General features: G+C 70.5%; 22 protein-coding genes. 12 read left to right on the top strand and 10 right to left on the bottom strand.

Translation table 11 applies throughout. The annotated features are described in order from the left end of the window. Positions 1-58: 58 nt before the first annotated feature. The 5 genes from AB0J58_RS21400 to AB0J58_RS21380 all read right to left on the bottom strand — a co-directional run bounded on the left by AB0J58_RS21400 (position 59) and on the right by AB0J58_RS21380 (position 6,253). The gene (locus AB0J58_RS21400) at positions 59-766 is read right to left on the bottom strand and encodes a M20/M25/M40 family metallo-hydrolase (protein WP_364218047.1); all 708 of its coding nucleotides are present in this window, start codon (positions 764-766) and stop codon (positions 59-61) included. After that, positions 763-1,698 (bottom strand): TIM barrel protein, encoded by a 936-nt coding sequence (locus AB0J58_RS21395; protein WP_364218045.1) that lies wholly within the window; start codon positions 1,696-1,698, stop codon positions 763-765. The genes AB0J58_RS21400 and AB0J58_RS21395 overlap by 4 nt, the downstream gene beginning before the upstream one ends. Continuing rightward, positions 1,679-2,689, bottom strand: a complete 1,011-nt coding sequence (locus tag AB0J58_RS21390; RefSeq protein ID WP_364218043.1) for an oxidoreductase — start codon at positions 2,687-2,689, stop codon at positions 1,679-1,681. The genes AB0J58_RS21395 and AB0J58_RS21390 overlap by 20 nt, the downstream gene beginning before the upstream one ends. A gap of 613 nt (positions 2,690-3,302) precedes the next feature. Then, positions 3,303-5,567 (bottom strand): polysaccharide lyase 8 family protein, encoded by a 2,265-nt coding sequence (locus tag AB0J58_RS21385; protein ID WP_364218041.1) that lies wholly within the window; start codon positions 5,565-5,567, stop codon positions 3,303-3,305. Between the two features lie 455 nt (positions 5,568-6,022). Next, complete coding sequence (locus AB0J58_RS21380; RefSeq protein WP_364218039.1) at positions 6,023-6,253, bottom strand: hypothetical protein; 231 nt, start codon at positions 6,251-6,253, stop codon at positions 6,023-6,025. A 323-nt stretch (positions 6,254-6,576) separates the two neighbouring features. On the opposite strand from AB0J58_RS21380, the gene AB0J58_RS21375 reads away from it, so the two are divergent. The 10 genes from AB0J58_RS21375 (at position 6,577) to AB0J58_RS21330 (ending at position 16,925) form a co-directional block, all read left to right on the top strand. Next, positions 6,577-6,822, top strand: a complete 246-nt coding sequence (locus AB0J58_RS21375) for a DUF6400 family protein (protein WP_364218037.1) — start codon at positions 6,577-6,579, stop codon at positions 6,820-6,822. After that, positions 6,812-7,042, top strand: coding sequence for a hypothetical protein (locus AB0J58_RS21370; protein WP_364218035.1), 231 nt, complete (start codon positions 6,812-6,814; stop codon positions 7,040-7,042). The genes AB0J58_RS21375 and AB0J58_RS21370 overlap by 11 nt, the downstream gene beginning before the upstream one ends. Then, entirely contained in the window at positions 6,991-7,275 is a 285-nt protein-coding gene (locus tag AB0J58_RS21365; protein ID WP_364218033.1) for a DUF2795 domain-containing protein, read from the top strand. The genes AB0J58_RS21370 and AB0J58_RS21365 overlap by 52 nt, the downstream gene beginning before the upstream one ends. A 1,140-nt stretch (positions 7,276-8,415) precedes the next feature. Further along, positions 8,416-9,189 (top strand): hypothetical protein, encoded by a 774-nt coding sequence (locus AB0J58_RS21360; RefSeq protein ID WP_343971561.1) that lies wholly within the window; start codon positions 8,416-8,418, stop codon positions 9,187-9,189. 63 nt (positions 9,190-9,252) lie between these two features. After that, positions 9,253-11,124, top strand: coding sequence for a hypothetical protein (locus AB0J58_RS21355; RefSeq protein WP_364218031.1), 1,872 nt, complete (start codon positions 9,253-9,255; stop codon positions 11,122-11,124). Next, positions 11,121-12,971 carry a hypothetical protein gene (locus tag AB0J58_RS21350; RefSeq protein WP_364218029.1) on the top strand — a complete coding sequence of 617 codons (1,851 nt, stop codon included), beginning with the start codon at positions 11,121-11,123 and terminating at the stop codon, positions 12,969-12,971. The genes AB0J58_RS21355 and AB0J58_RS21350 overlap by 4 nt, the downstream gene beginning before the upstream one ends. A gap of 50 nt (positions 12,972-13,021) precedes the next feature. Beyond that, positions 13,022-14,014: a MinD/ParA family protein gene (locus tag AB0J58_RS21345; protein WP_364218027.1), complete on the top strand. Its 993-nt coding sequence runs from the start codon at positions 13,022-13,024 to the stop codon at positions 14,012-14,014. Continuing rightward, positions 14,014-14,775, top strand: a complete 762-nt coding sequence (locus tag AB0J58_RS21340; RefSeq protein ID WP_364218025.1) for a hypothetical protein — start codon at positions 14,014-14,016, stop codon at positions 14,773-14,775. Before AB0J58_RS21345 ends, AB0J58_RS21340 begins: the two co-directional genes overlap by 1 nt. 138 nt (positions 14,776-14,913) lie before the next feature. Then, a complete protein-coding gene (locus tag AB0J58_RS21335; protein WP_364218023.1) occupies positions 14,914-16,140 on the top strand; it encodes a hypothetical protein in 1,227 nt (408 codons plus the stop codon). Between the two features lie 2 nt (positions 16,141-16,142). Then, positions 16,143-16,925, top strand: coding sequence for a glycoside hydrolase family 16 protein (locus tag AB0J58_RS21330; RefSeq protein WP_343971579.1), 783 nt, complete (start codon positions 16,143-16,145; stop codon positions 16,923-16,925). Between the two features lie 115 nt (positions 16,926-17,040). On the opposite strand, the gene AB0J58_RS21325 is transcribed toward AB0J58_RS21330, so the two are convergent. Together AB0J58_RS21325 and AB0J58_RS21320 are read right to left on the bottom strand one after the other, a co-directional pair. Beyond that, positions 17,041-18,792, bottom strand: coding sequence for an ABC transporter ATP-binding protein (locus AB0J58_RS21325; protein WP_364218021.1), 1,752 nt, complete (start codon positions 18,790-18,792; stop codon positions 17,041-17,043). A gap of 111 nt (positions 18,793-18,903) precedes the next feature. Next, positions 18,904-19,416, bottom strand: a complete 513-nt coding sequence (locus AB0J58_RS21320; protein ID WP_364218019.1) for a GNAT family N-acetyltransferase — start codon at positions 19,414-19,416, stop codon at positions 18,904-18,906. A 148-nt stretch (positions 19,417-19,564) separates the two neighbouring features. On the opposite strand from AB0J58_RS21320, the gene AB0J58_RS21315 reads away from it, so the two are divergent. Beyond that, positions 19,565-20,989 carry an LCP family protein gene (locus AB0J58_RS21315; RefSeq protein ID WP_364218017.1) on the top strand — a complete coding sequence of 475 codons (1,425 nt, stop codon included), beginning with the start codon at positions 19,565-19,567 and terminating at the stop codon, positions 20,987-20,989. Positions 20,990-21,066: 77 nt separating this feature from the next. Next, a complete protein-coding gene (locus AB0J58_RS21310; RefSeq protein ID WP_364218015.1) occupies positions 21,067-22,098 on the top strand; it encodes a helix-turn-helix domain-containing protein in 1,032 nt (343 codons plus the stop codon). On the opposite strand, the gene AB0J58_RS21305 is transcribed toward AB0J58_RS21310, so the two are convergent. From AB0J58_RS21305 to AB0J58_RS21295, 3 genes are all read right to left on the bottom strand, one after another. Beyond that, complete coding sequence (locus tag AB0J58_RS21305) at positions 22,043-23,404, bottom strand: extracellular solute-binding protein (protein ID WP_364218013.1); 1,362 nt, start codon at positions 23,402-23,404, stop codon at positions 22,043-22,045. The genes AB0J58_RS21310 and AB0J58_RS21305 overlap by 56 nt on opposite strands. Before the next feature lie 173 nt (positions 23,405-23,577). After that, a complete protein-coding gene (locus AB0J58_RS21300) occupies positions 23,578-23,958 on the bottom strand; it encodes a metalloregulator ArsR/SmtB family transcription factor (protein WP_343971596.1) in 381 nt (126 codons plus the stop codon). Between the two features lie 89 nt (positions 23,959-24,047). Then, on the bottom strand, positions 24,048-25,472 hold the full coding sequence (locus tag AB0J58_RS21295; RefSeq protein WP_364218051.1) for an MFS transporter: 1,425 nt from the start codon (positions 25,470-25,472) through the stop codon (positions 24,048-24,050). Positions 25,473-25,626 lie beyond the last annotated feature (154 nt).

Below are 25,626 nucleotides of genomic sequence, written 5' to 3'. Positions count from 1 at the left end.
GCCGGAGGGAAACCGGCCGGGGCGGACCAGGGGCGTAACGGTGAGCGGGCCGTCCCCCCTACGCTGGCCGTGTGCTGACCTCCAGCCCGTCGACGACCACCCGTGCGGTCATCGCCGCCGTACCGCGCGGCAGGAATCTCAGCCGGGTGGGCTCGCAGAAGACGTTCAGCCGCCCGGTGTGGCCGCGCTCCACCAACGGCCTGGTGCCGAAGACGCCCATGGCACCACCCTCCTCCCCCGCCACGGCCTGGATCAGAATCCCGATGTCACGGCCGATGGCGGGGCGCAGCGCCCGCGCGGCGCGCACCCCGGCGAGCAGCGCCACCGCGGGCCCCTTGGCGTCGATCGCGCCGCGACCGTAGAAGCACTCACCGTCGAAGCGGACGGGCTGCCATCCGGCGACGGTGTCCAGGTGCACGTTGAACATCACGGTGCGGGCGACCGGCAGGGCGGGCCCCAGCAGCAGCACCAGGCTGGGCTGGTGTTCGAGGAAAGCGGGGGTGTCCAGCGCCGCGCGCACGGGTGCCGGGACATCGGGACGGTCGAGTTCGGCCCTCTCGGCGGGTGCGTGGCGTACGGCGCGAAAGCCGATCGCGGCGGCGGCGCGGAGATAGTCGGCCTGCGCCTCGCGCAGCCTGGGCGCCGGCGCCTCCGGGCCGGTCTCCAGCGGACCGGCGGTGGGCAGCCGCAGCAGCCGCAGCAGCAGGTCGCGGTCGGCTGGGGTGAGCGGGATCGGGGGCACGGCACGGGCGGGCGGAGCGGTCATCGGAGCTCTCCGGCCGTTGCCGTCACCTGGGCCACAAGCCGTTCCAGCGTACGCCCGTACGCCACGAATGCGGCGTGGTCGCCACGGCCGGGGTCACCGGGCGTCGCGTCGGCGCTCGCCGCGGCGAGGTGCGGGCGCAGGTGCAGGTGCGGCTCGATGGAGAGCGCCCCGGTGTAGCCGTGGGCGAGCAGCAGGCGAAGGCATTTCGCGACCTGGGCCTCACCGGTACCCGGCGGGACGAAGCCGACCCTGCCCTCCGGACCGGTCACCGCGTCCTTGACGTGCACGTGCACCACGTGCTGGACGACGGCGGCCAGCATCGGTGCTGACGGGTATCCATACGCGACGCCGTTGCCGACGTCGAACAGCAGCCGCAGCGCCGGGCTGCCGACGCCGGTCACCAGGTCCAGCATTCGTTCGGCGCGATCGCCCGCCCAGCCCGCGCAGTTCTCGTGCGCCAGCAGCAGCCCGGCGTCCTCGGCGCGCCGCGCCAGCTCACGCAGCCGCCGACGGGCACGACGGCCCCATTCGGCCTCGGGCAGACCACCCGAGGGGTAGGACATGACACGCACCAGGCGGGTTCCCAGAACGGCGCAGCGTCGGGCAAGGACGTCCAGTTCGGCCAGGTCGAGGGCGAAGTCGCCGGTCACGGGTCGGGACCAGTCACCGATCTTGGAGGCGACGCAGACCACGGTGACACCGGCCGCCCGGATGCGCTCCGCCGAGTGGGCGAAAGTGGCCTCGTCCAGCCTCGCGATGGGGAGGCCGCCGATGGTGCGCAGCTCCAGGTGCCTCCAGCCCAACTCGTCCAGAGCGGCGAGCTGGCCGGGCAGGTCGGGGGCCGCCTCGTCGCCGATCCCCGCCGGCACGACTCCGCTCGGCGGTCGTCCGCCGGCTGGAACGGGCGTGTGCTCAGCGGACGCCGTGGACACGCCGGGCCTCCTCGTGCTGGGCGGTGTCCGGCTCGTGCGCGGCGCACAGATCCTTGGCCTCGTTGAGCAGCCGGACGGCGTCGATCTGCACCGGCAGCGTCCCCGGCGCGGAGGGAAACCGGGCGTAGCGCGTGTAGGTGCTGCGGACGAAGGCGGACAGGGCGTCGTCTGCGAACGCCGAGCAGATCTGTTCTCGGCCCTCGATCACCACCCGGAGCTGGGCGGTGTGGTCCGCGTCGCTGCACGGATAGTGACCGATGAGGGTCGCCCCCTCGAAGTCCAGGGTGATACGGCGCTCGCGCACGGGCGAGGTCAGGTCCGAGTCGATCTCGGTGCGCACGCCGGAATGGTGGTCCAACCGGAGCCTGGCGCGGCCCAGGCGGGGCAACCTGAGTCGGTCGGTCACCATGTCCGTCCAGGAGGCACCGGCGATCCGGGCACCGCCGGCCAGGGTGAGCACCACGGCGAGCGCGTGCGGCATCTCGACGTCGAAGGCGGTGGGGTGGCCGGGGACCGCCGCGCTGCGGGTGAACCGGGGCTTGTTCTGCACCACACGGATGCCGCGCAGCCTGCCGAACTCCTCCGAGTCCACCGCCGCGCGCAGGCGGCGGGTCAGCGAGCTGTGCAGCCAGTGGGTGGCGACGGTGATGTCCAGACCCCAGCGTCGCCTCGTGCGTGCGATGGCCGCCAGGCCCATCAGGTCCAGGGCCAGCGGCTTCTCGATGATGATCTTGCGGTAGCCGAGCTCGGCCAGCCGCTCCAGCACGCCCGAGCGAATATGCGGCGGGGTGCACAGATGGACCACGGTGCGGTGGGGTGGAGTGTGCCCGGCCGCCTCCTCCAGGGTGTCGACCGCGACCACGCCGGCGACATCGGGGGGAGGCCGGAACGGGTCGTGGACGACGACCCGCCCGGGGGCGAGCAGGTCCGGGATCGCGGCGCGCACCCGGGACAACGCCGGTAGATGCAGCCCTTCTCCAGCCCTGCCCATGCCAAGAATGAAAGTATGTAACATGCCGCATCAGCGCCTTTCCGGGGTGCCTGTCACATATCTCCGAAATATGCTTGCTCGGCCATCCAGATTCATGTCAGGCGTTCGGCGGAGTCCTCGGGCGAATGGTTTCGACGCCACCGAGAAAACCTCATCAAACCCGTACCGCATCAGGCTTCGGACCACCGCCTTGCGAAGGCCGGCGATAAAAGAGTCAGGTGGATCGGCGGGAGTCGTCGGCGACTTCGTCGATTCCCTTCGAAACCGACGGCGAGAGAAGACGACGCCATTTTCCGGCGGTCCCATCCGGTCCCGCCCTGGTGAGAACGGCGGTCGCCGAGACCGGAACGGCACTGAACAGCTTCATTCACCCCTCATGGATTGCCTCAGAGCACATCCCGAAAGATCCTGGCGCCCCAGCGGAGCCTCTACGGCACCATCGACACCGGCCATCATCAGGTAATGGAAAGTGATGTGTCAATCACTCTGAGTAACAGAAACTTGTTTCAGCGATCCGGAAGGCGTCAAGTCGCGGGGCGGGACGGTACCCGGCCCGCGCGACCATCCGGTATCCCGACAAGACGTCCGGTCCGCCGACGGCAGAACGACTGCGTCATATGGCTCCGCGGGCTCGCTCGGGTACGCCCGTGCCACCTGACCGGCCGAGTCGCACGGTGACCGTCTTCGAGCCGCCGCCCCGGTCCGCCAGTCGGCCGAAGGCGAGGGTGAGGCTCGCGCCGGTCGTGGCGCTCGTCAGGAGCGGGTGTTCGCCGAGCACCTCGGCCACCGGCCGGTCCCAGGTCACGATCAGTTCGTCCAGGTCGCGCCGGGGATCCGACACGGTCAGCGTGGCCGTACCGTCACCGCGCTCCCTGACCAGGACCGCGCACGGAGCGGAGGCGGTCAGGGCGCCGGCGGCTCCGTCGTTCCAGAAGTTGACCGCGGTGATTCCGAGAGACGGGACCCGGACGCCCTGCTGCCTGGCGGTGTTGGCGAGCACCCGCGCCCAGCCGGGGTCGGCGGCCCGGGCCCGGGTCTCCGCCCGGCTCGCACCCGGCAGGAGAAGGTAGACGTAACCGGCCGAGTCCGGGTCGACGCCGTGGTCCAGCCAGAGCGTCACGTAGCTCCGGGTCACCTGGCCCGCGGTGCGTTCCTCGCGCAGCGTGCGCAGCCGGGTGGGACAGGGCAGGACGTAGCCACCGTGCCCGGCCAGATGCGCCCAGCCCTCCCGGCCGTCCACGGTGAGGGGCGCGCCGGTCCTGCGGTTGTCCACGACGGTCTCGACCGCCACTCCGTCCTCGCTGGTGATCCCGGCCCCCAGGCAGAGCACCGCGTCGTCGAGGAAGAACCACGACTTGAAAGCCTCCATCGTGCTCTCGAACCCGTTCAGGTGCTGGCCGACCGTCGCGTAGGTGCCGTCGGTGGCACCGCCCACCCAGCGGGCAGGCGGGCAGGTGTCGCCCCAGGCGTTACCGGCGCCGTCGGCCAGCCGCCTGGTGGAGACGGTCGTGCCCGGCAGGCGGTAGGGGTCGACGGTGGACCAGAACGAGTCCGAGTACTGGTCGCCGTGCCCCTCGCCCCACCAGTAGAGCATCCCCGATCCGGTGTGCCAGCCGCGCCGGTTCTCGCCGTTGCCGTGCTCGTAGTGGCCGATCCGGTACGAGGCCATGCTGAGCCCCGCGCACCAGGCCGGCCTGCGGTGGACGGCTCGGGCACTCATCGCCGGCAGCCGGTGTCCGGGTGGTTCCTCGGCCGCCGGGATCGCGGCGTCGTCCAGGACCGCGGCGAGGCGGGCGTGGAACCCCAGGTCGCTCCGCTCTGCCGCGTCGAGCATGGGTCTGGAGGTGTCGCGCAGCGCCCATCCCTTGACCATGCCCTGCCAGCGGACCCGCTCGGCGGCGGAGGCCGCCTCCCCCAGCAGCAGGATCGCCGCGGCGATGTCGCGTCCCCTGCGGTGGTCGCCGTACGGTTCCCTGCCGATCCCCCGGCCGCTGACCAGGTCCATGCAGAAGCCGTCGTGGACGAACGGCGCGAACGACCTCTCGACACCGTCGAAGACGACCTGCCTGTTCGGATCGGTGATCTCCCATGGCGAGCCGCGCAGCACCGCGAACAGTGTGGCGAGCCCGGACAGCAGCACCACCCCGTACCCGCCCTGGTAGGGGACGGACGTGTGCTGGACGAACGAGCCGTCCCGATAGAGCCCGTCGCCCTCGAAGACGTAGCGGAAGACCGGGGAGAGCGCGGAGGCGGCCAGCGTGGCCTTTCCGGAGTCGGAGCCGAGGATGGCGCGGAGCAGCATCACCGTGCACAGGTCCACCCGGTTGGCCCCGGTGCTGGTGCCCTCGTAGTCGTCCAGCCGGCACTCGGGGAGAAAGTGGTCCACCGCCTCCTGAAGCGCCCCGCTTCGTGGGTCTGTCAGGTGCGGACCGATCAGCACAGCCGCGTCGAGGAGCTTTCTGGGAACGCCGATCTGCCAGTTCCACCAGTTGCCCGCCGGGTCGGCGCCCGCGGCGTACACCCGCCGCCGGTAGTGGTCGATGCCTTCTGCGACGGCGACGGCCAGGTTCGCGTCGCCGGTCAGCCCGGTGCCCGGCAGCGCATACCCGCGGGCCATGGTCCGCAACCGCGCCGGAGTGTCGGTGAAGGAGGGGAACGCCAGCCCCGGCCAGAGCGAGGCGCCGGTGGGCGCCATCGTGTCGCGGTACCCGGCGGCCGTCTTCCCCAGCCTCGCCAGCCGGGTTCGGTACGGCTCGGCCGCCGGGTCGAATCCCGACCCCGCCGACGCCTCCCGCCAGCGGCGGCGTAGCGGGGCGAAGTGGTCGTTCACCGGGTTCACCGCACGCCCGGTGTGCGCCGGGATCATCGCTCCGGCCACGGCGACCCCGCCGAGCTGGAGAAATAATCTCCTGGAATGTCCAGTCACATATGGATTGTCAGCCGGAAATCATCCCTGCCCTGGATGCCACGCCGCGCTGTCACCGCCTGCTCAGGTGCTCTCCGATCACCGGACGAGAGACCAAGGACGCCCGGGTCCCGCCGGGCGGCCCTGCGGCGAGCGCCGCCTCGGACGGCTCACCGGGGTCCTTACCCGGTGCGGGACCGCGGGCACCGCTTTGGCCAGGTCGATGACCAGACCCCGCGCGCAACCGGACTACCCGCCCGTCGCACCCGGGCATCGCGGCTCCTCTCCGGGCTTCCCCGCCGGGCGCGGAACACCGGTGCCGCCCGGTGGAGCGCCGCGGGCCGCGCGGGGTCCGATTCCACCGGGCCGACCGACCGTGATCGGGTACGACTCCCGGCGGCGCCCGGGGAGACGTGATCCGACAGGGGTCAGAGGTCCACGTCGTGGGAGGCGATCACGTGGACCCCCTCGGGATGCCGGCCCGCAGGGGTGACCAGGACCCGCCTGCCCTGCTCCCGGTAACCGTGCTCGGTCAGCCACATCAGGGCGTACGGCCCGAGGTCGCTGAAGTTGACCGGGCAGTCGGGCGAAAAGAGGTCCTGGCCCGACGGGAGACCGCCGGTGTCGCCTTCGACGATCGACAGGGTGTATGTGGTCATGGCAGCCCCCGAGCCGTAGTTGTTCTCGGCTGCTCCATACCCGGTCATCCGGATTCCGCCCTCGGCCCCCGGTCTCCTCGCCCCGGCCGCCGGGCATCAGGCGGCGCTCGCGGCCCGGCCGCCATGCATCATTCGAAATATCATTAAAGGCGATATAAAGGATATATAGGTATATACTGGACAAGGATCTCTCCAGGAGGAGTCCCTCCCGCGGCGCATGCGGCCGATCGCGAAGAGCGGCCCACCCAGGCCATGTCCCCGATGCCGCCCCCTTCCCCGACGGCTCCTCCGACACGTTCACCAGCAGACCCGGAAGCCATGTCATGAGTCAGGACAGCACCAGACCGTATGTCGACTTCGAGATCGACCTCACCCTTGAGGAGACTCGCCGCCGCGCCGCCGTCATGGCGGCGCTGGAGCCGGACTGGGACCCTCCGGGGGTGATGCGGGCCGAGGAGGAGGCGTACGACCTCCTCTACTCCGGCCTCGACAGCCGACAGCAGGAGATCTACGACATGCTCGTGGCCGCCGGCGTGCTTCCCCCGAGGGAGCCCGGCCGTGCCGCTTGACCCGCACGCCGACTTCGGGCGCAGGGCGTGGCTGCCCTGCCCCGGCTGCCAGGACCACCTCGACTGCGACGACTGCCTCGGCGGCCGCAACTGCGGGGAGCACTGGCGCTACCTCATCGGCAACACCGGAAGCCTGCTGCACCTGCAGTGCCCGGCATGCACCCACCTGTGGAACCACGAGACGGGCTTCGGCCGGGGCGGCCGGACCACCCCCGGCTGACCTGGCCAACGGCGTCCTGTGACAGCTCCCCGACCGAGGTCGGCAAAGCGTTCGGCGAGGTCGCCCGGCACCATCCGGAGAGGGTCTCCTATCCGGCCCGGCGCGAGCACCTGGTCACGGAGGCCAGGGCCCGAGGAACTCACCGGGTGGTGGTCGACTCGCTGCTGATGATCCCGGAATGGGAGTACCTCGGGGTGGACGCGGTTCTGGTGGAACTCATCGAGTCGGAGTAGACGACGCCCCCCGCCCGGACGGGGCGTTTCGCGTCGGCACCGGGCCCGTTCACCCGCGATCGCCCCGGGCCGATCGCGTGCCCGGCGGGCCGTTCGGGGCGCCCCTCCCGAGGCGGGAGACCGTTGTCCCCGGCGGGCGCGGAAAAGACGGAGCTCCAATTCCCGGAACGGGGTCCGAGGCCGAACAGCCGAACCCGGGAAACGCATTCATATCAAGTTGTTATGGAGATTGTATCAATCTGGAGTGTGAAAGGTTTTCGCGATCACTTGCCCCCTGCGGGACGCCGGACCGGAGACCGGAAAGCCCAACGGAAGGTGAACGACAGGTTTGCCCAGGAAAAAGGGCAGTTCACCAAGGGGCACGGAAGGTCACCCGAAACCCAGAGATGAGGGCACATCTCTAGAGAACTACTGGTACGGTCCATCGACAGGATGCCAGCAGGTGAGGGCGGTCCACGTTTCGGACAGTCCATATATCGACTTAAGTGTTATTTATAATCAAATAGCCATAAGTAGCAATTACTAAGCCCTTTACCTTCCCAATAGATCACGGTCAGTCTAATATTTGGACCTATGTCATGGCGTGCATCAGATTTCCCAGATGGACAGGCTGGGTCCTCTGGCCGTGGCAGTGCTTCCTCCAGGCATGATTCCGAACAGGGATCCGACTGGCATCCCGAACGCCTCCCGTCATTCGATTGGCGGAAGGTCATTCTGTTCACGGCGGTTTTAGCGATCATCGCCGCCTCCGCGTTCTGGCTCGCGACCAGAGAGCCCTCCGGTCCGTCCCTCGCGGCGAACCCCACCCCCGACTCCTCGGACGCCGGCTGGGAGAAGGCCGTTTCCTCGCCCTCGCCCTCACCGACGCCGTCCTTCTCATCTCCCACCCCTGGCTCGACCCCGAAACCCGCGAAGAGCGGCAGGTCCTCTCCTCGCCCCGAGGCGACCCGTACGGAGAAACCCCCCACGGAGAAGTCCCGTACGGAGAAACCCCGGACGGAGACGGAAACCCCTTCGCCCGGTACCGACTCGCCGGCCGCGTCCCGTCCGCCCCAGCTCACCGTCAAGGAGGCGTACGGCATCCACGGCCGCTACCAGCGAGGACTGTCGGCCGCCCAGAGCAGGAAGGACCAGGCCGCCATGGCGAAGCTGGAGCACGGGCTCGCGCTGGAGATGACGCGGGCCGGCTTCAAGACCGCCGAGATGGAGAAGAAGTCGCTGGCCTCGGGGATATGGCCCAACCCGCAGATGTGGATCCCGCGCCATGTGAACGGCACCGCCGACTGGTTCGTGGCGGTCTCGTACGAACCCGGTGTCGCCCGGGTCGTCGACGTGATGAGTTCGGCACCCGGTGGCTGGCGGCTCGTCGCCTCGGCCGCCGACACGCGTGCCACCCCGGCGCGGTTCCCCAAGATAGCGACCGACGCGGAAGGCTACGCGACGAGCCTGCCGGAGAACGCCACCGGACTGAGCGCGACCCCTCGCCAGATCGCCCGCGCACACCTGGCGAGCCTGGAGAACGCCGAGGTCGACGCACAGTTCGACGAGGGGCCGTGGACCAGCGAGGCCGCACTGTTCTGGCAGCAGGAGCGGGCGCAGCTGAGACAGGCCGACTGGAAGCTCACGCTGTCGTACCGGCTTGAGGGACCGGTACGCGCGCTCAGGACCAGTGACGGGGGCGCCCTGGTCTGGTACGGAGCCCGATCCACCGAGGTCCGCGAAGCGGAGCGGGAGGGCGCGACGGTCAGGCTGAAGGGCTCGGCCGCCGTCCGCACCCGCGGTAAGGCCTTCGCCCACTCGGTGAGCGCCACATACGGACGCATGTATGTGACATATGTCCCCCCCGCCGGCTCGAACGAGCCCGCTCGCGTGCTGGGCGAGTGGAGCGACGTCCTGGAAAGCCACGGCGACTGACGTTTCACCGGAAGAAAAGGAACATTCATAATGACACCCTCACGTAAGCCATCGCGCGCGACGGTGCTCACTGCGAGTGTCGCGATCGGCGTCTTCAGCGCCGGCGCCGGGCTGGGGACCGTCATCGCCGTCCGCTCCGACCCCGGTGGGGGGCAGGTGATGCGGCTGGCCGCGGGCACGTATCTCCTCGATGACCAGGCCGACGCCTGGTCATCGAGTGCGTCTTCCGGCGGTGACCGACCGGTCCCGCTCTCCGGTGCCGACGCGGGCAGCACCATCGCGGGCGGTGCCCGCCGCGGCGACTCCGCGGACCCGCGGGTCTGCCTGACCACCACCACCGACGGGCACGCGGTCGAGGCATCGGGGGAAGGCTGCGTCGCCCTCCCGGTCCTGGCCCTGGCCGCCGCCGCGGCCCCGCTCGCACAGCGGCCCGGCAACCCCAAGAGCACGCCGACCCCGCCACCGCCCAAGACGACCACGGAGACGAAACCCTCGACTCCCAAGACGAGCGCCCCGGCCCCCAAGGCCACCTCGGCGCCGGTGCAGCCCGCCCCCAACCCGGGGCCGGTGCAACCCCCGGCTCCACCACCGGTGGCGAACCCCCAGCCCGTCAAGCCCCCGGCCCCTCCGGCGCCGACGCCGACGGAGAAGATCAGCGGGAACATCTCGCAGAGCGAGAACGAGAGCGGCAGCGTCATCGAACGCCCCGCGGAGAAGAAGATCGAGGTGGTCTCGCCGCCCAAGCCGACCCCTGAGACAGGCAGGACGAAGTCCTCGGGACCCTCGCCGTCATCGCAGCCCCAGTCTCCCGGCGGGAACAAGCCCTCCCAGCCTCCCGGCGGCAACCGCACCTCCCAACCGCAGCCCACCGGCGACAACAAGTCACGACCCCAGCCTCCCGGCGGCAACCGCACCTCCCAGCCACAGCCCACCGGCGACAACAAGTCACAACCTCAACCCCCCGGCGGCAACCGCACCTCCCAACCCGGGGAGACGGCACCGCACGCCCGGCCGACGGGCACCCTGCGGCCGGCGATCCGGTCGGGCACGGGCCAGCCGATCGTGCCCTCCGGCGATGTCAGGCCTTCCACGGCGCCCGTCGTCGTGCCACCCGCGACCAGACCGACGGACGACGCGGGTGCGCCTTCGCCGAGGACACAGCCCTCGGCATCGCCGAGAGCGGTGACACCGACAGCACCCGGTGGCAGTCTGAAGCCTGTCCAGCCGCAGCCGCAGCCGTCCGCCGTTCCCGGCGAGAACGCGTCGCAGGGTCCCGACGGAACCGTGCTCATGCCGGCCACGCCGCAACTCCCCGGCGGCCAGAACGGCGTCTCGCTGCCGGTCTTCGAGGACCCCGAGCTCCTGCGGCGAGCCTACGAGGCCCTCGGGCTGGACAGGGGCATGCGCTACACGGACGAGAACGGCGTGTGGGATCTCAACATCGCCCCGCCGGGTACGCCGCCGTGCCGCAACTACACCACCGAGGAACTGCAGGCGCTGAGCACGTCCCAGGGCCCGAGCCCGACCCAGAGCGGCCCGACGATCCCCCGCGACTCGTGCCTGTGGCCCGCGTTCATCCGCTGGCTCTACGCGGAGCCCGCACCCGGTGAGGTCAGCAACTGGACCAAGTTCACCGGCCTGCCCCAGCGGAACCTGGAACTCGTGGTGACCGACCCCGCTCCCGTGCCGCTTCCCCGGCCGGTGCCCGGCCAGAGCCTTCCCGACCCAGGCCAGGCCCAGCCCGAGCAGGCCGACCAGGGCCGGCAGGTTCCCGCACAGCCCGATCCCGGCCGGTTGAGCCCGGCTCAGCCGGGAGCGGGAGACGGCGCCCCCTCGCAGTGGGGTCGCGGCGAGAACGACCGGGACCGGACCTCCTCCTTCCAGCCCGACCAAGGCCCGGCCGAGCCGGACCCGGTCGAATACGACGGCCAATGAGCACACCCACCGGAACCGGGCGTTTCGCGCCCGGCCCCGGCCAGGGGGCGGCCTGGGTGCGCGAGCACGGCGCGCACCTGATGGACTACGCCGCCTCCCACCTCGAATCCGGCCGGGCACGCGCGGCGGTCGTCGCCGCGCTGGCGGCCGGCCGGACCGAGGCCGCCCCCGAAGGCGTCACGGTCCGGGGACGGTTGCTGGCCGCGGTACGACGTGACTGCCGCACCTCCACCGTCCACCGGGAGCGGTACGTGCCGGGTTCGGGACCCGGCATGCCCGATGCCCTGCTGATCGAACGGGTGTGGACGATCGTCGACCCTCTGGGCACGGAGACGCTCAGGTTGATGTACCGCCACGCGCTCGGCATGGAGGATCTCCCCCACGTGCTGGGGATGCCCGCCGACGAGATCGGCAGGCTCGCCACCCGTACCCAGGATCTGATCGAGACCCTGGTGAGCGGGCTGGACGCGCTCGCCAACGGGCGGCGTACCTGCCCGGAACTCGCCCCGCTGGTGGAGACGGTCTTTCCCGGCGTCTTCCCCACCGGCAGGCCCGGTGGGCAGGCGTCCTCCGCCATCGATCCCGACGACGCCCGGGCGGCCCTGCTCTCCCACATGATCAGGTGTTCCGTGTGCACGCGGCCGATCAACATCCGCTACACGGTCCCACAGATGATCTCTCACCCGCCGGTCGCGCCGCTCTCCGCCGAGGAACGACAGCGGCTCACGGACTCGCTGCCTCCGGAGGAGGTCCCACCCGCACCTCCCGCCAAGAGCCGGCCCTCCGTCCTCCCCGCTCCTCCGGCCGGGAGCGGCGTCCCCGCCGCTCCGGTACCGCCGGCCGTGGCACTGCCGACGCCCAGGGTCGGCACGCCTCCCTATCCGCCGGTGGCCTCGAAGCCACCGGCGAAACCACCCGCCACGACGTCAACAGGCACAGGGGCGGCGAATGCGGCCCCGCCGGTCACACCACCGGCGGGCGGACCGGTGGCGGGCACCTCCGATCCCTCCGGCCTGCCCCCGCTGCCCGCCCTGCCGCCCCGCAGGACCCGGCCCGTCCGCCCACCGTCCGCACCCCCCGTACCCGGGCACGACACCCCGCTGTACGACGCCCTGCTCACCCAGGCATGGGCGCGCGAGGTCCTCGCCCAGAGCGAGGAGATCACCGGCACCATCCCCAGGCAGGCGCCGCCCGCCGCTCAACCCGTCGCCAGAGCCGAGCCCGTCGTCATCGCGGGGCAGGCGTCCGTCGAGATGCGCGACGACGCCCAGGTTCCCGCACTGCGTTTCCACACCGAGCCCGACGACCGCCCCGGCGAGGAGCGGATCGAGATGGGGATCCGCGTGCTGGAGGCGCTCAGCTGGGCCGGTACCCGGATCAGGAACATGACGATCAAGATCGTCATCATCGTCGTGGCGGGCACGGCCGGCACCCTGACCGGAATGAACCTTCTCGGCCCCGCGATCGAGTCGAAGGAGCCGGCGAGGTCGCTGCAGGCGTCCACCAGCCAGAGCACCCAGACTCCCCCCACCGCGGGCGCGCCGGCGCGACGAGACGGACTCGCCTCTCGCCTGCGGGTCCCGCCCGTGGTGACGCTGGACGAGTTCGGCCAGGGGAGCATGCTCCTCACCCTCTCGGGAGAGCCGTTGAAGTGGCGGATATCGGCTCCCGGCCTGGCCGTGAGCCCTTCCGACGGCACGTTGCGGGAAGGGGTCACGCAGGTGATCAACCTGCGGGCCCACCGGATCCGCAACTGGTGTGGTGCCCCCGCCTCCGTCACCGCCCCGCTGACCGTTCACGGCCTCGACGACTCGATCACTACGACGGTGCGCTGGCGGACCTGCTGACAGCCCCGTATCCCTTCCCCACGATCGCTCTCTGCGAAAGGACCTTGGCAATGACGGATATCTCCCCCCACATCCAGGCATCGCCGCCCGCTCCAGCCGAGCAGTTCCACGAAACGGTCCCGCTCACCGCGGAACACCTGCTCACCAACCGCCGTCCTGAGCCCGCCGGAGGATGGCGCCGCCTCGTCTGGCAACTCTCCGGCAGGCGCTTCATCCCCGCGGAGTCGGCGGCGGAGCTGGAACGGCGCACGCTGATGGCGCACGCACAGACCCCCGTCGCGAGCGGGCACCACCGGATCGCGGTCATGAGTCTCAAGGGCGGGGTGGGCAAGACCACGACGACCGTCGCCCTCGGCAACACCCTGGCCTCCCTGCGCGGCGACCGGGTGATCGCGATCGACGCCAACCCCGACCGCGGGACCCTGGGCCTCAAGGTCAAGTCCGAGACGGCCGCGACCATCCGCACCATGCTGGCCGAGGCCCCGCACATCCTGCGCTACGCCGACGCGCGCGCCTTCACCTCGCAGTCCCCCGCCCGGCTTGAGGTCCTCGCCTCCGACACCGATCCGGCCGTGAGCGAGGCCTTCAACGCCGAGGACTACCGCACCGTCGCCGGCCTCATCGAGCGTTACTACTCCATCTGCATCACCGACTGCGGTACCGGCCTGCTGCACGGGGCCATGGGCGCGACGCTGGAGCTGGCCGACCAGATCGTGCTGGTCAGCCTGGTCGCGGTGGACGGGGCGAGCTCCGCCGCCGCGACGCTGGACTGGCTGACCGCCCACGGCCACGCCGACCTGGTCAGGAACGCCATCGTCGTGCTGAACGCCGTGGAGGCCAAGTCCGACGTGGACCTGGACCTGCTGGAGCGCCACTTCACCTCCCGCTGCCGCGCGGTGATCCGCATCCCCTACGACCCGCACCTCAAGGAGGGTGCCGAGGTTGACCTGGTCCGCCTGCGGCCCACGACCCGGGGCGCCTACCTGCGCCTGGCCGCGGCGGCCGGGCAGACGTTCAACCAGCGCACCGATCGGAGCCACTAGTGCGCCCTGTCGCCGACGATCCCGCGCTGAACTGGGATCTGGGCCCGCCGCCGAGCGCCCGGCGCCGGATGGTCATCGTGGTCGTCTCGATCGTGGGGGCGATCCTGCTGGCGGTCGCGGCATGGCAGCTCCTACGACCCGAGGCCGAGACCGTGAACGCCTCCGCGACCATCGGGAACGCCGGGGAGACCGTCGTGCTTGCCCCACCCTCCGGTTACGAGGGCGCGGCCGGCTACCCCGTCGGATTCCCCCGCAACGAGGTGGGCGCGATCTCGGCCGCCGCCGCCGCGCTGGAGGCGGCGTGGACCCTGGACGCCGCACAGGCCGAGCAGGCGGCGCTGCTGTACGCGGCACCCGAGCAGCACGACGCGGCACGGGCCGGCGCCCGCGAGGCCGTCGCCGGATGGCGCGAGATCCTCGGCCTTCCCAAGGACGGGGCGCTACCCGACGGCGCCGCCATGCGGACACGGACGGTCGGCGTCCAGTGGAAACCTCGCGGCCAGGATCAGATGCAGGTCTCGGTCCTGGTCCAGGTGACCGCCACCAGGGGCGTCGGGGACACCGAACCGACCTTCTCCAACTCGTACGCCATCAGCCTGCTCATGCGCTGGCAGCCCGGCATGCGCGGCACGGACCAGGGCGACTGGGTCAACGTCCCCGACCCCCTGGCGACCTCCGTACCGCCGGTCGCACTGCCGGGCACCCCCGAATTCACCACCGCCGGCTGGAAGCCCATCTCCGGCCCGAAATCCACCCCATAGACCCAGGAAGAGCCATAAATGCCCCCACGTAGCTCGTCCCGGCGAGGCACCTTACTCTCCGGCCTCCTGTTAGCCGCGGTATCCGCGACGACAAGCGCGATCATCGCCCAGCCGTGGGCCGCCGCGGCGGATCCCGGCGTGAGCACCACCTCGGCCCCGATGCAGGAGGCGCTCCCCAGACAGGAGGCCGCCTCACAGATCGTGATCCCCTCCGCCCCGAGTGAGAGCTCCCCGTCCACCCAGACCAGGGAATCCCGGGTCACCCAGGAGAAGCCGACGGAAGAGCCCAGGCGCTCCACCGCCGACCCCCAGGAACCCAGGCGCTCCACCGCCGACCCCCAGGAACCCAGGCGCTCCACCGTCGAGACCGAGGAGTCCGCGCCGACGACCCGCAACCGCCCCGGTACGCGGAACGCCGCGCCCGCCCCGCAGGAGGACGCCCCCACCGAGGAGTCCACGATGAGCCGCCAGTCCTCGGCGGCTCGGCAACCCACGCGGACCGGGACCACCGTAACAACGGAGCCGGCGCCCCCCAGGACGCGTCCGACCGAGGAACCACCCGCGAACACCACCAAGCGCACCACCGCGCCGACGACGGCCCCGAAGCCCACCAACCCCCCCGGGAGCACCAAGCCGTCGGCCACCGCGCCGAACCCGCCGCCCGCGACGCCGGCCCCCTCCGGCACTGCCGGGACCCCCGCGCCGAAGCCGAGCGGGACGGCCACCACCCCGGCCGGCACACCCAGTCCCACGAAGCCGACGCTCCCGAAGCCGACGCTCCCGCTTCCGACACTCCCCAAGCCGACACTCCCCAAGCCGACACTCCCGAAGCCGACGCTCCCCAAGCCGACGCTCCCGAAGCCGACGCCGAACCCGCCGAAGCCCTCGGCGAGCCAGCCCGCCACCCCCATCCCCACCACCCCCGCCACGCCACCGCGCACCGGCACGCCGAGTCAGCCGCCGCACACGCCACAGCCCGCCCCCACGCAGACCGGCCTCTACGAGCCCACCCTGCTGAGCGAGTGGGTCCGCGACAACCAGCCCCAGACGGAGGCCTCCCCGCAGACCGCCGTGCCGCCGCCCTCGTTCAAGCGCTCCGCCTCGGAGGCGTGCGACCCCGCCGACATCGCCTCGTGCTGGAGCCTCGCGCCCTGGCGAAGCCGTACCGCGGAGTCTCCTGACGCCCTGCCGGCCTCGGAGCAGGGGTCGTCGGTGTCGAACGCGCCGCGCTGGGTGTTCGCACCGCCCGCCCAGCCCGCCCAGCCGCTGTTCAGCCCGATGAGGGTGGCGGCCCCCAGCCCAACGGCCGTCGGCTGCTGGAGCTTCAGTCCCTCCAAGCTCTGCGCCAGATCCTGGGAGGAGTAACCATGATCACCAGATCCCACGTGCGGGTGGCCGTACTCAGCATGGTGGCCGCGCTGGCAGTGAGCACCCTCAGCGCGGCCCAGGGAGAGGTGGTCTCCGCGGCGCCCTGCGCCCCCGCCACGACCGGCGAGGCCAGCGCCGCGCAAGCCCTCAACTGGGGGACGCCGTCCTGGTGCGCGGAGTTCGACGACTACCTCAACGAGTCCGACTGGGTGTTCTACGACTCGGCCGGGCACGCGGGTAACGGTCGCCGCTCTCCGCAGCAGCTCTACCTCGGCAACGGGGCGCTCTACCTGTACGGCCGTGAGGACGGGACCACGGCCGGGCTGGCCGCCCGTCACGCCCAGGCCTACGGGCGCTGGGAGACCCGCATCCGCCTGTATCCGGGCGCCGGGTCGTACCACCCCGTCGCCCTGCTGTGGCCGAAGGACGGCGGCGGCAACGTGCAGAGCTCCACCGGCGAGGAGGTGGACTTCCTGGAGGTCATCGACGATCCGAACAGGCAGCGGCCGAACTTCTTCCTGCACACCCCGCAGGGACAGGAGCAGGCCCACGCCAACATCGACATGACCACCTGGCACACCTACGCCGTGGAGATCACCCCCAACAGCGTCGTCGGCTACATCGACGGGCAGGAGTGGTTCCGCTCCGGCAACGCCACCCGCAGTTCGATGTCGGTCTGCCTGCAGCTGGACTGGTTCCCGGGCCAGGGCAGCTCGGGAGAGGCGTGGATGGAGGTGGACTGGCTCCGCATCTACCCGTCCGGGACGGGTGCCGCGGGCTGACCCCACCTCGGTAGGGCAGGAGGGTGCGGGACATGAGTCCCGCACCCTCCTCACGTTCCCGGACGGACCGCTCCGGGACCGGCTGGTCCGCGGGAAACGGACGGCCGGAAGGCGCTCAGGCGAGCCGGGCGCCCTGCAGCCCGGCGTAGGCACCGCGCAACCGCATCAGCTCGTCGTGGGTTCCCATCTCCTGGATCCCGCCTTCGCGCATGACCACGATGCGGTCGGCGCCGCGGATGGTCGACAGCCGGTGAGCGACGACAAGGACCGTGCGCCCGGCGACCAGGCGGGTCAGCGCCTCCTGGACGAGCGCCTCCGAGCGGGCGTCCAGGGCGGAGGTGGCCTCGTCCAGGATCAGCACGCGTGGGTCGCGGATCAGGGCGCGGGCGATGGCCAGACGCTGGCGCTGGCCGCCCGACAGACGGGCGCCCCGCTCTCCGACGACCGTGTCGAGGCCGGCGGGGAGCCGGTCGATGAACTCCAGCGCGTTGGCGTCCTGGAGCGCCCGCCGCACCCTGTCGGAGGGGACGCCGGCCATGCCGTAGGTGACGTTCTCCCTGATGCTGCCCTCGAACAGGATCGACTCCTGCGGTACGACGGACAGGAACCTGCGGTAGGTCCGCAGGTCCAGCGTCTCCATGTCACGCCCGTCCAGCAGGATCCGGCCGGAGGTGGGCCGCACGAAGCCGATGACGAGGTTGAGCACCGTCGACTTGCCCGCCCCCGAGGGGCCGACCAGCGCGATCGTCTCTCCGGGGGCCACCGTGAGGTTGAAGCCGGTGACCGCGGCGTCCTCGCCGTAGGAGAACTCGACGTCACGGAACTCGATCTCGCCGCCGACGGAGGCGACCTGCTCCTTGCCCGCGTTGTGCTCCAGGTCGGGCGCCTGGAGCACCTCGCCGATGGACCGTACGGATGCCAGCCCCTTGCTGATCACCGGGGTGAGGCTGAGCAGGGAGGTGACGGCGGAGGTGAGGGTGGCGAAGAAGGTGGTGAGCATGACCACGTCGCCCGCGGTGATGGGGATGACCTGGTAGTAGGCGACGAGCGCGGAGCCGGCGAGGAAGACGACACCGAGCGTGTTGAGCAGGATCCAGGCCAGCGCGCCGAAGCTGCCGTTGAGCAGGTCGAGCCGGAGCCCCTTGCGCAGCACCTTGGTCAGCGTGCCGTCGACGCGGTGCAGGGCGTCCTGTTCCAGACCGTGCGCGCGGGTGATCGGGATGAGCGTGGTCATCTCGCTGACCCGGGTGGACAGTTGCTCGACCTCGCGGCGGAAGCTCTCGTTGTCGTCGCGCAGCCGGGTGCGCATCCGCATCACGAGCAGCGCGGCGGCGGGTACGACCACCAGGAAGACCGGCATCGCGGCGGGCACCCGCACGGCGATCACCACCAGGCCCCCGGCCAGCATGGTGAGCGCGGACAGGCCCATGTCCGCCGCCTGCTGGCTGGTCTGCTCCACGCTCTCGACGTCCCGGATGACCTTGGTCTGGAGTACGGCGGCGCTGACCCGCGAGTGGTAGCCGATGGAGAGCTGCTGCATGCGACGGCAGAGCGCGGAACGCAGGTCCGTCCCCATCCGGCGGATGGCTCCGTGCAGGCAGCGGACGTAGAGCAGGTGGAAGGGATAGTTGAGGAGCAGCAGGACGAGCAGCACGCCCGCGTTGACCCACAGGTGCGCGATCGGGCCGTGACCGACCACGATGTCGACGACATTGGCCGTGATCAGTGGCAGCAGCCAGGTGGGGCTGTGCTTGAGGAGGAAGGCGAAGACCGCCACGAGCAGCCTGAGGCGGTCCTCCCGGAAGAGATAGGCGAGCGTACGCGTTGGATGCTCACCGCGGTAGCGATGATCGAGAGCGCCAACCACAAATCCCCCAAATACTGGTAGATCTCCGGTCGATCCTCTCGTACCGAAATTTCGCCCGCGTGACATGCCCGCGCGTACCACCACCGGACCGCCTCGCCTGTCGCGGGCCGTTCAGCCCCTCGCGGAGGGGAGCCTCATCTCCAGGATCTGGCCGGGCCAGTCGCCGACCCTGAAACTCTCGGTCCTGGTGAAGCCCTGGCTCTCGTAGTACGCCACCAGGCGGCCGTCGTCGCCCCCGTAGCAGTCCACCCGCAGCAGCGCGACCTCCCGCTCGACGGCCTCGGCCCTGGCCCGCTCCAGCAGGGCCGAGCCGACCCCGCGACCATGGAACCGCTGGTCGATGACCAGCCCCCGGACGTACAGCTCGGGCTCGGAGGCGGGGGTGACGTAGGGCATCGCGGAGCCCACGACCAGGCATCCCGCGGGCCGGCCGTCGAGTTCGGCGACGCGCATCCCGCCGGAGGTCGCCCATGAGGTGACACTCTCCACGCGGGCCGCGTCAGTCGAGAACGGTTCGCTGCCCCACTGACCGATGCGTCCCTGGGAGGTCAGCCAGGCCACCGCGCTGTCGAACATCGCCAGGACAGCCGGTACGTCGCCGAGATGCCCGTCACGGATAATCACCGGCGGATCGTAACAGGACATGAACCCCTATACGGGATATGCCGCGTAAAGGATCTCACCGCACCGGAAGATCAGTACACTCGGCGACGGCCGGAATACGGCTCCTCGGTCACGGGCGCACGCCGTGGCCCTTCCTCCCGGGAGTCAGGTGAGCAACGAAGTGATCGGCGCGTTCCCCGAGCCGCCGCCGGTTCCACCCGGCCGGCGCTCGTTCCGCCCTGGCCGCAGGTGGCTGTGGTGGCTGGTGGCCGCCGTCACCGCCGTGCTGCTCGTGGCGGGCGGGACCGTGGCCGGCGCGTACGTCAAGCTGACCGGCAACGTCAAGCACGTCGAGGTCGCCGCGGAGGACCTCGGACGCCGACCGGCCAAGGTGGCGACCAGTGCGATGAACGTCCTGATCGTCGGCTCGGACCAGCGAAACGGCAAGAACGCGAGGTACGGCCGGGTGGCGGGCGAGCGGACCGACACCATCATGCTCGCGCACATCTCGCCGAAGCGGGACAACGCGATGGTCATCAGTTTCCCGCGCGACTCGATGGTCCAGCTCCCCGCCTGCCGGGCCAGGCAGGGACTGCCAGGGCAACAGCCGCACCTGGGAATGATCAACGAGTCGTTCAACTCCGGCGGCATCACCTGTACCTGGAAGACCGTCGAATCGCTCACCGGTATCCACATCGACCACTTCGTGAAGGTCGACTTCACCGGCTTCAAGGACATGGTCGACGCGGTCGGTGGCGTGGAGGTCTGTGTGCCCGAGGCGATCGACGACAAGAAGGCCCTGCTCCACCTGGCCGCCGGGCGCCAGAACCTCGGAGGCGAGCAGGCCCTGGGCTACGTACGGGCCCGCTACAGCCTGGGCGACGGATCGGACATCGGGCGCATCCAGCGCCAGCAGATGTTCATCGCCTCCATGGTCAAGAAGGTCATGAGCGGTGAGACGCTCACCGACCCGGCCCGGCTGTTCGGCTTCCTGGACGCGGCGACGAAGTCGGTCACCACCGACCCCGGCCTCACCCCCGGCGTCATGAAGGACCTGGCCACCAGCGCCGAGGGGCTCGCCGCCGGACAGATCCACTTCATCACCACCCCGTGGCGCTACTCGCTGGTCCATCCGGGCCGGGTGGAGTGGGTCGAGCCACAGAGCGGCAAGCTGTTCCGTATCGTCGCGACGGATCGGGCGATCGCCGGCTCCGGAGTCAGGGGCGGTCAGTCCAGGGTGCCCCGATCGAAGATCCAGGTAGAGGTGCGCAACGGAACCATGCGGTCCGGGCTGGCCACCGGAGTGGCGGTCCAACTGGAGGAGCGGGGCTACCACGTCGCCAGGATCGGCGGCGCTCCGCACAAGCCGTACCCGGCGACCACGATCGCCTACTCGCCGAACGGCACCGCCAAGGCGCCCACCCTCAGCCGCGACCTGAGCGTCTCCACCCCCAGGCCCGTCTCCCGGGCGACCACGGGAAGGCTCATCCTGACGATCGGTGACGACTGGAAGGGCCTGAAGCCGCTTCCCCGCAACGACAACGAGAGCCTGAAGGGGTTCGACGCGACCCACGACTCGTGCACCGGCGCCTGACGTGCCGTGAACTTCGCTGCCGGTCACCGCGGTCCCGGTGAGGATGGCCCGCATCCGCCATATGTGAGAATCAGGCCATGCACAGGGTCGTCGTGTTCGCCTTGGACGGTGTGATCCCCTTCGAGCTGGGCATCCCGCCGCGCATCTTCGGTATCGCCAGGAGCCCCGAGGGCGAGCGGCTCTACGAGGTGCTCACCTGCACCGTCGACGGCGCCCCGGTGCGCACCGACGCCGACTTCTCGATCACGGTGGACCACGGGGCCGAGGTCCTGGCCGGCGCGGACACCGTGGTGATCCCCGCCACCCACGCGCTCGGCTCCGCCTCCACCGAGGGGCGGCTCACCAGGCCCGTGGCCGACGCGATCGCGCTCGTCCGGCCGGGCACCCGCCTGGTCTCGATCTGCACCGCCGCCTACGTGCTCGCGGCGGCCGGACTGCTCGACGACCGTCCCGCGACCACCCACTGGAGCCACACCGAGCACTTCCAGAAGCTGTTCCCCCGGGTCAGGGTCAACCCGGACGTACTGTTCGTGGACGACGGGGATGTGCTCACCTCCGCCGGAGTGGCCGCGGGGATAGACCTCTGCCTGCACATCGTCCGGCGCGACCACGGCACCGAGGTGGCCAACCGGGTGGCCAGGCGATGCGTCGTGCCGCCGTGGCGCGACGGCGGCCAAGCCCAGTTCATCGAGCGCCCGCTTCCCGCGCCGACCGCCACGACGACCGCGGCGACCAGGGCCTGGGCGTTGGACCGGCTGCACAAACCGCTCCCTCTCAGCGAACTGGCCGCCCACGCCCGGATGAGCCGCCGTACCTTCACCCGGCGCTTCCGCGACGAGGTGGGCCTCAGCCCCGGGCAGTGGCTCATCCTGCAGCGGGTGGATCTGGCCCGCCGGCTCCTGGAGAGCAGCGACCTGCCGGTGGACGGCATCGCCCTGCGGGCCGGGTTCGGCACCGCGGCCTCGCTCCGCCAGCACCTGCAGGTGGTCGTCGGCGTCTCGCCGTTGGCCTACCGCCGCACGTTCCGGCCCGTGGAGGCCGCACCTGGAGCCGTCACCGGCTGCGTGACCACTCCTCCTGCAGGCGGTCCGCCGCCTTCTCCGGGGTGAGCCTGCCGCGGGCGACGTCGAGGATCACATCGCCCTCCGCGCGCTCCAGGAACACCTCGTCGGGGACGTTCAGCGAGCCGCCACCCCGGATGAGTTCCTGGAGCGCGGCGTAGCCGTCCTTACCCTCCTGGGTGGCGAAGACCGACGACTCCACCTTGAAGTCCGCAGCCGCGGGGGCCATGGTCAGATCCCCGGCCCAGCTGGAGACGCCGTCGCCCACGGTCAGGAATTCGATCAGCGTGGCCGCCTCGGCCACGTACCTGGAATTCCTGGGGACGGCCAGGCCCACCTCGGCCGTACTGCGGGCGGCCGGCCTGGCGTCCGGCAGGACAGTGGGGAAGGGGCCTGCTCCGATCCTCTTGACGGAGACCCTGCCGGTTTTGCGATAGGACGTGGACAGCATCGAGCTCTGACCTGAGCCGTCCACCAGGAACAGCGCCTTGCCGGAGCGGAAGAGTTCGGCCGGGCCGTCGCCCCTGAGGGCCAGCATGGACCTCGCCAGCATGCCCCTGTCGAACATCGACTCATAGGCGGTCAGGGCCGAGACCATCTCGGCGCTCTTCCATGACCTCCGGCCGGCCAGCAGGTCGTCGGAGAGGGTCGGGTGGGTCTGGCCCGCGATGGTGAACAGCAGTTCCTCCTGCCGGCGCGGCTCGCCGGAGAAGACGATCGGCTGGAGGTCGGGGATCTCCTTCTTGACCCGCATGACGATGGATTCGAGATCGGCGATCGTCGTGGGGAACGACTCCCCGAGCTCGGACAGCAGAGCCGCGTCGTAGTACATGACCGCGCCGGCGGTGGATCCCATCGGGACCGAGTAGAGCTTGCCGTCCTTGGCGGCCTGTTCCGTCTGCTTGACCACGGCCGGGTCGAGTTCCCCGAGCAGGTCGCCGCTGACCTTGTCCTTCCAGTCCGCGACCGGGCGGAGCCGGTCCTTGACCGCGCCGGTCATGGTCGGGATGTGGATGCCGACGACGTCGAGTGCCCTGTCCGCCCGGTCGTCGTCGAGTGCCTTGGACAGCCGCTTGTGGTAGCCGGCCTCGTCGAAGGTGCGCAGGTCGACCTTGATGCCGGGATTCGCCTCCTCGAAGGTGGCGAGCGCCGCCTTCAGCCCGGCCTCGGGCGGGGAGAAGGTCCAGTACTTCAGGGTGACGGGCCCACCGGGCTTCTCGGTCGGTTTCTCCGTGGGTTTGGAAACGGACTGCTCGACCGGTTTCCCGCCTTCGGCCGCCCCTCCGACGCCGCAGGCGGTCAGCCCCAGGGCGAGGGCGGCGGTCATGGCGAACACGCGAGTCGTACCACGCATGCATACCTCCAAAAGGATCACGGTGCGGGTGACGGTGTTCAGCCCGGCGAGCCTGATCACAGTAGATCGTGAAAAAAGATCTTATGTGCTCCTCTGCCGCGACGACGGGACCTGAAACCCGCTGCGCCCCGCGACCCTGCCGCGAACCCGGGTGACAACCGGACGGGCCGCTCTCAGCCCTCGACGATCTCGTGACGGAGGTGCTCGCGACTGAGGTCGAGGAGCATCCTGACATGGGCGTCGGCGAGACGGTAGTAGATCATCCGACCGGACCGACGGCCGGCCACGATGCCCGCCGTCCGCAGCAGCCTCAGGGCGTGTGACACGGCGGTGTCGCTGACCTCGACGGTCTCGGCGAGGTCGCAGACGCACAGCTCACCCGCCTCGAGCAGCGCGTACAGCAGCTGCGCGCGGGTCTGGTCGCCCAGCAGCCTGAACAGGTCGGCGAGCCGGGCCGCCTCGCTCGGGGTGACAAGACGATCCCGTGTCGCCGCCACCCTGGCCTCGTCGGGCTCCACGGTCACGCACGTGTCCAGACCGGCGACGACTTCCATGGGCGAACTCCTGAACAGATACTCAAATGATAACGACTATCGTACCAAGTCGCCCGGACGGCGGCGGGGCCGCGAGCCCGGCTGGACGGTCAGCCCTGTTTGGCGCTCAACGGCTGGGCGATGTCCTCCAGCCCCCTGCCCTCGGCCTTGACCCCGAGGAACAGCTCCACCAGCCCTGCGATGATCATGAGAGTCGCGCCGATGCAGAAGGCCAGCGCCGTGTCACCGGGTCTGCCGCTCTTGACCAGGTTGGCGAAGACCAGCGGCCCGGACACGCCGCCGGCGAAGGTGCCGATCGCGTAGAAGAACGCGATCGCCATGGCCCGGGTCTCCATCGGGAAGATCTCACTGACCGTCAGGTAGGCCGCGCTCGCCCCGGCGGAGGCGAAGAAGAGCACGACGCACCAGCAGGCGGTGAGCGTGACCGCGGTCAGCACCCCCTGGTCGAACAGCCAGGCCGTGCCGAGAAGGAGCACCCCGGATCCGATGTAGGTGCCGGAGATCATGGGGATGCGGCCGACCGTGTCGAACAACCGCCCGAGCAGGAGCGGGCCGAGGAAGTTGCCGACCGCGATGACCGCGAAGTAGTAGCCGGTGTGGGTGACGATGCCGAAGAAGGTCGACAGGATCTGCGCGTACCCGAAGGTGACGGCGTTGTAGAGGAACGCCTGGCCGATGAAGAGCGCCAGGCCGAGGACCGTGCGCTTGGGGTAGCGGGCGACCATGGTGTGCGCGATCCGCCCGAAGCCGATCGACGTGCGTTGGTGGATGGTCATCGACCGCGAGGGCTCGTCGAGCGGGATGCCCTCCTCGCGCTCGATCCGCTCCTCCACCTCGTCGACCAACCTCTCGGCCTCCCGGTCGCGGCCGTGGATGAACAGCCAGCGGGGACTCTCCGGCACGTGTCTGCGGACCAGCAGGATGGCCAGGCCGAGCACCACTCCCAGGCCGAAGGCGACGCGCCAGCCGATGTTCAGCGGAAGGTTGTCGAGCAGCGGCACGGTCAGCAGCGCGCCTCCGGCGGCGCCGAGCCAGTAGCTGCCGTTGATGATGATGTCGATCCTGCCGCGATGGCGGCTCGGGATGAGCTCGTCGATGGCCGAGTTGATGGCCGCGTACTCGCCACCGATGCCGAAACCGGTCAGGAACCGGAACAGGAAGAACCACCAGGCGGAGAAGGAGAACGCCGTCGCGGCGGTGGCGACCAGGTAGACGGCCATTGTGATCATGAACATCTTCTTCCGGCCGAACCTGTCGGTGAGCCAGCCGAAGAACAGCGCCCCGAGACACGCCCCCGCCACGTAGAGGGCCGCGGCCGTGCCCGCGACCTGGGCCTGGGTGATCGCCAGGCCGCTGCCCTCCTTGGCCAGCTGGGCGGAGAGGTTTCCGATGATCGTCACTTCGAGGCCGTCGAGGATCCAGACGGTGCCGAGGCCGACGACGATCATCCAGTGCCATCGCGACCACGGCAGCCGGTCCAACCTCGCGGGGACCTTCGTGGTCACGGTCCCCATCTGAACATCGCTCACGACAGGATCGGCTACCCCTGCATGACCGGCTTATGCCGGTGTGAGACACGCCGTTTCACCGGTCCCCAGCCGCACAATCAGGACAAATCCGCACCTTTTCGATACATTGCGCGAGCATGTGACATGGGGAGACTAAATC

Origin of the sequence: Streptosporangium sp. NPDC049644, assembly GCF_040675205.1 — a bacterium.
GTDB classification, from domain to species: Bacteria; Actinomycetota; Actinomycetes; order Streptosporangiales; family Streptosporangiaceae; genus Streptosporangium; species Streptosporangium fukuiense.
The sequence above is the reverse complement of the archived record's forward strand: the minus strand, read 5'-3'. Positions and strand labels throughout refer to the sequence as shown.

Bases quoted from the DNA above. Each gene is read 5' to 3' on its own strand.
- AB0J58_RS21360 (WP_343971561.1), top strand. From the start codon at position 8,416: ATGGCGAAGCTGGAGCACGGGCTCGCGCTGGAGATGACGCGGGCCGGC.
- AB0J58_RS21380 (WP_364218039.1), bottom strand. From the start codon at position 6,253: ATGACCACATACACCCTGTCGATCGTCGAAGGCGACACCGGCGGTCTC.
- AB0J58_RS21350 (WP_364218029.1), top strand. From the start codon at position 11,121: ATGAGCACACCCACCGGAACCGGGCGTTTCGCGCCCGGCCCCGGCCAG.
- AB0J58_RS21390 (WP_364218043.1), bottom strand. From the start codon at position 2,689: ATGGGCAGGGCTGGAGAAGGGCTGCATCTACCGGCGTTGTCCCGGGTG.
- AB0J58_RS21345 (WP_364218027.1), top strand. From the start codon at position 13,022: ATGACGGATATCTCCCCCCACATCCAGGCATCGCCGCCCGCTCCAGCC.
- AB0J58_RS21305 (WP_364218013.1), bottom strand. From the start codon at position 23,404: ATGCGTGGTACGACTCGCGTGTTCGCCATGACCGCCGCCCTCGCCCTG.
- AB0J58_RS21400 (WP_364218047.1), bottom strand. From the start codon at position 766: ATGACCGCTCCGCCCGCCCGTGCCGTGCCCCCGATCCCGCTCACCCCA.
- AB0J58_RS21375 (WP_364218037.1), top strand. From the start codon at position 6,577: ATGAGTCAGGACAGCACCAGACCGTATGTCGACTTCGAGATCGACCTC.
- AB0J58_RS21330 (WP_343971579.1), top strand. From the start codon at position 16,143: ATGATCACCAGATCCCACGTGCGGGTGGCCGTACTCAGCATGGTGGCC.
- AB0J58_RS21310 (WP_364218015.1), top strand. From the start codon at position 21,067: ATGCACAGGGTCGTCGTGTTCGCCTTGGACGGTGTGATCCCCTTCGAG.
- AB0J58_RS21300 (WP_343971596.1), bottom strand. From the start codon at position 23,958: ATGGAAGTCGTCGCCGGTCTGGACACGTGCGTGACCGTGGAGCCCGAC.
- AB0J58_RS21295 (WP_364218051.1), bottom strand. From the start codon at position 25,472: ATGGGGACCGTGACCACGAAGGTCCCCGCGAGGTTGGACCGGCTGCCG.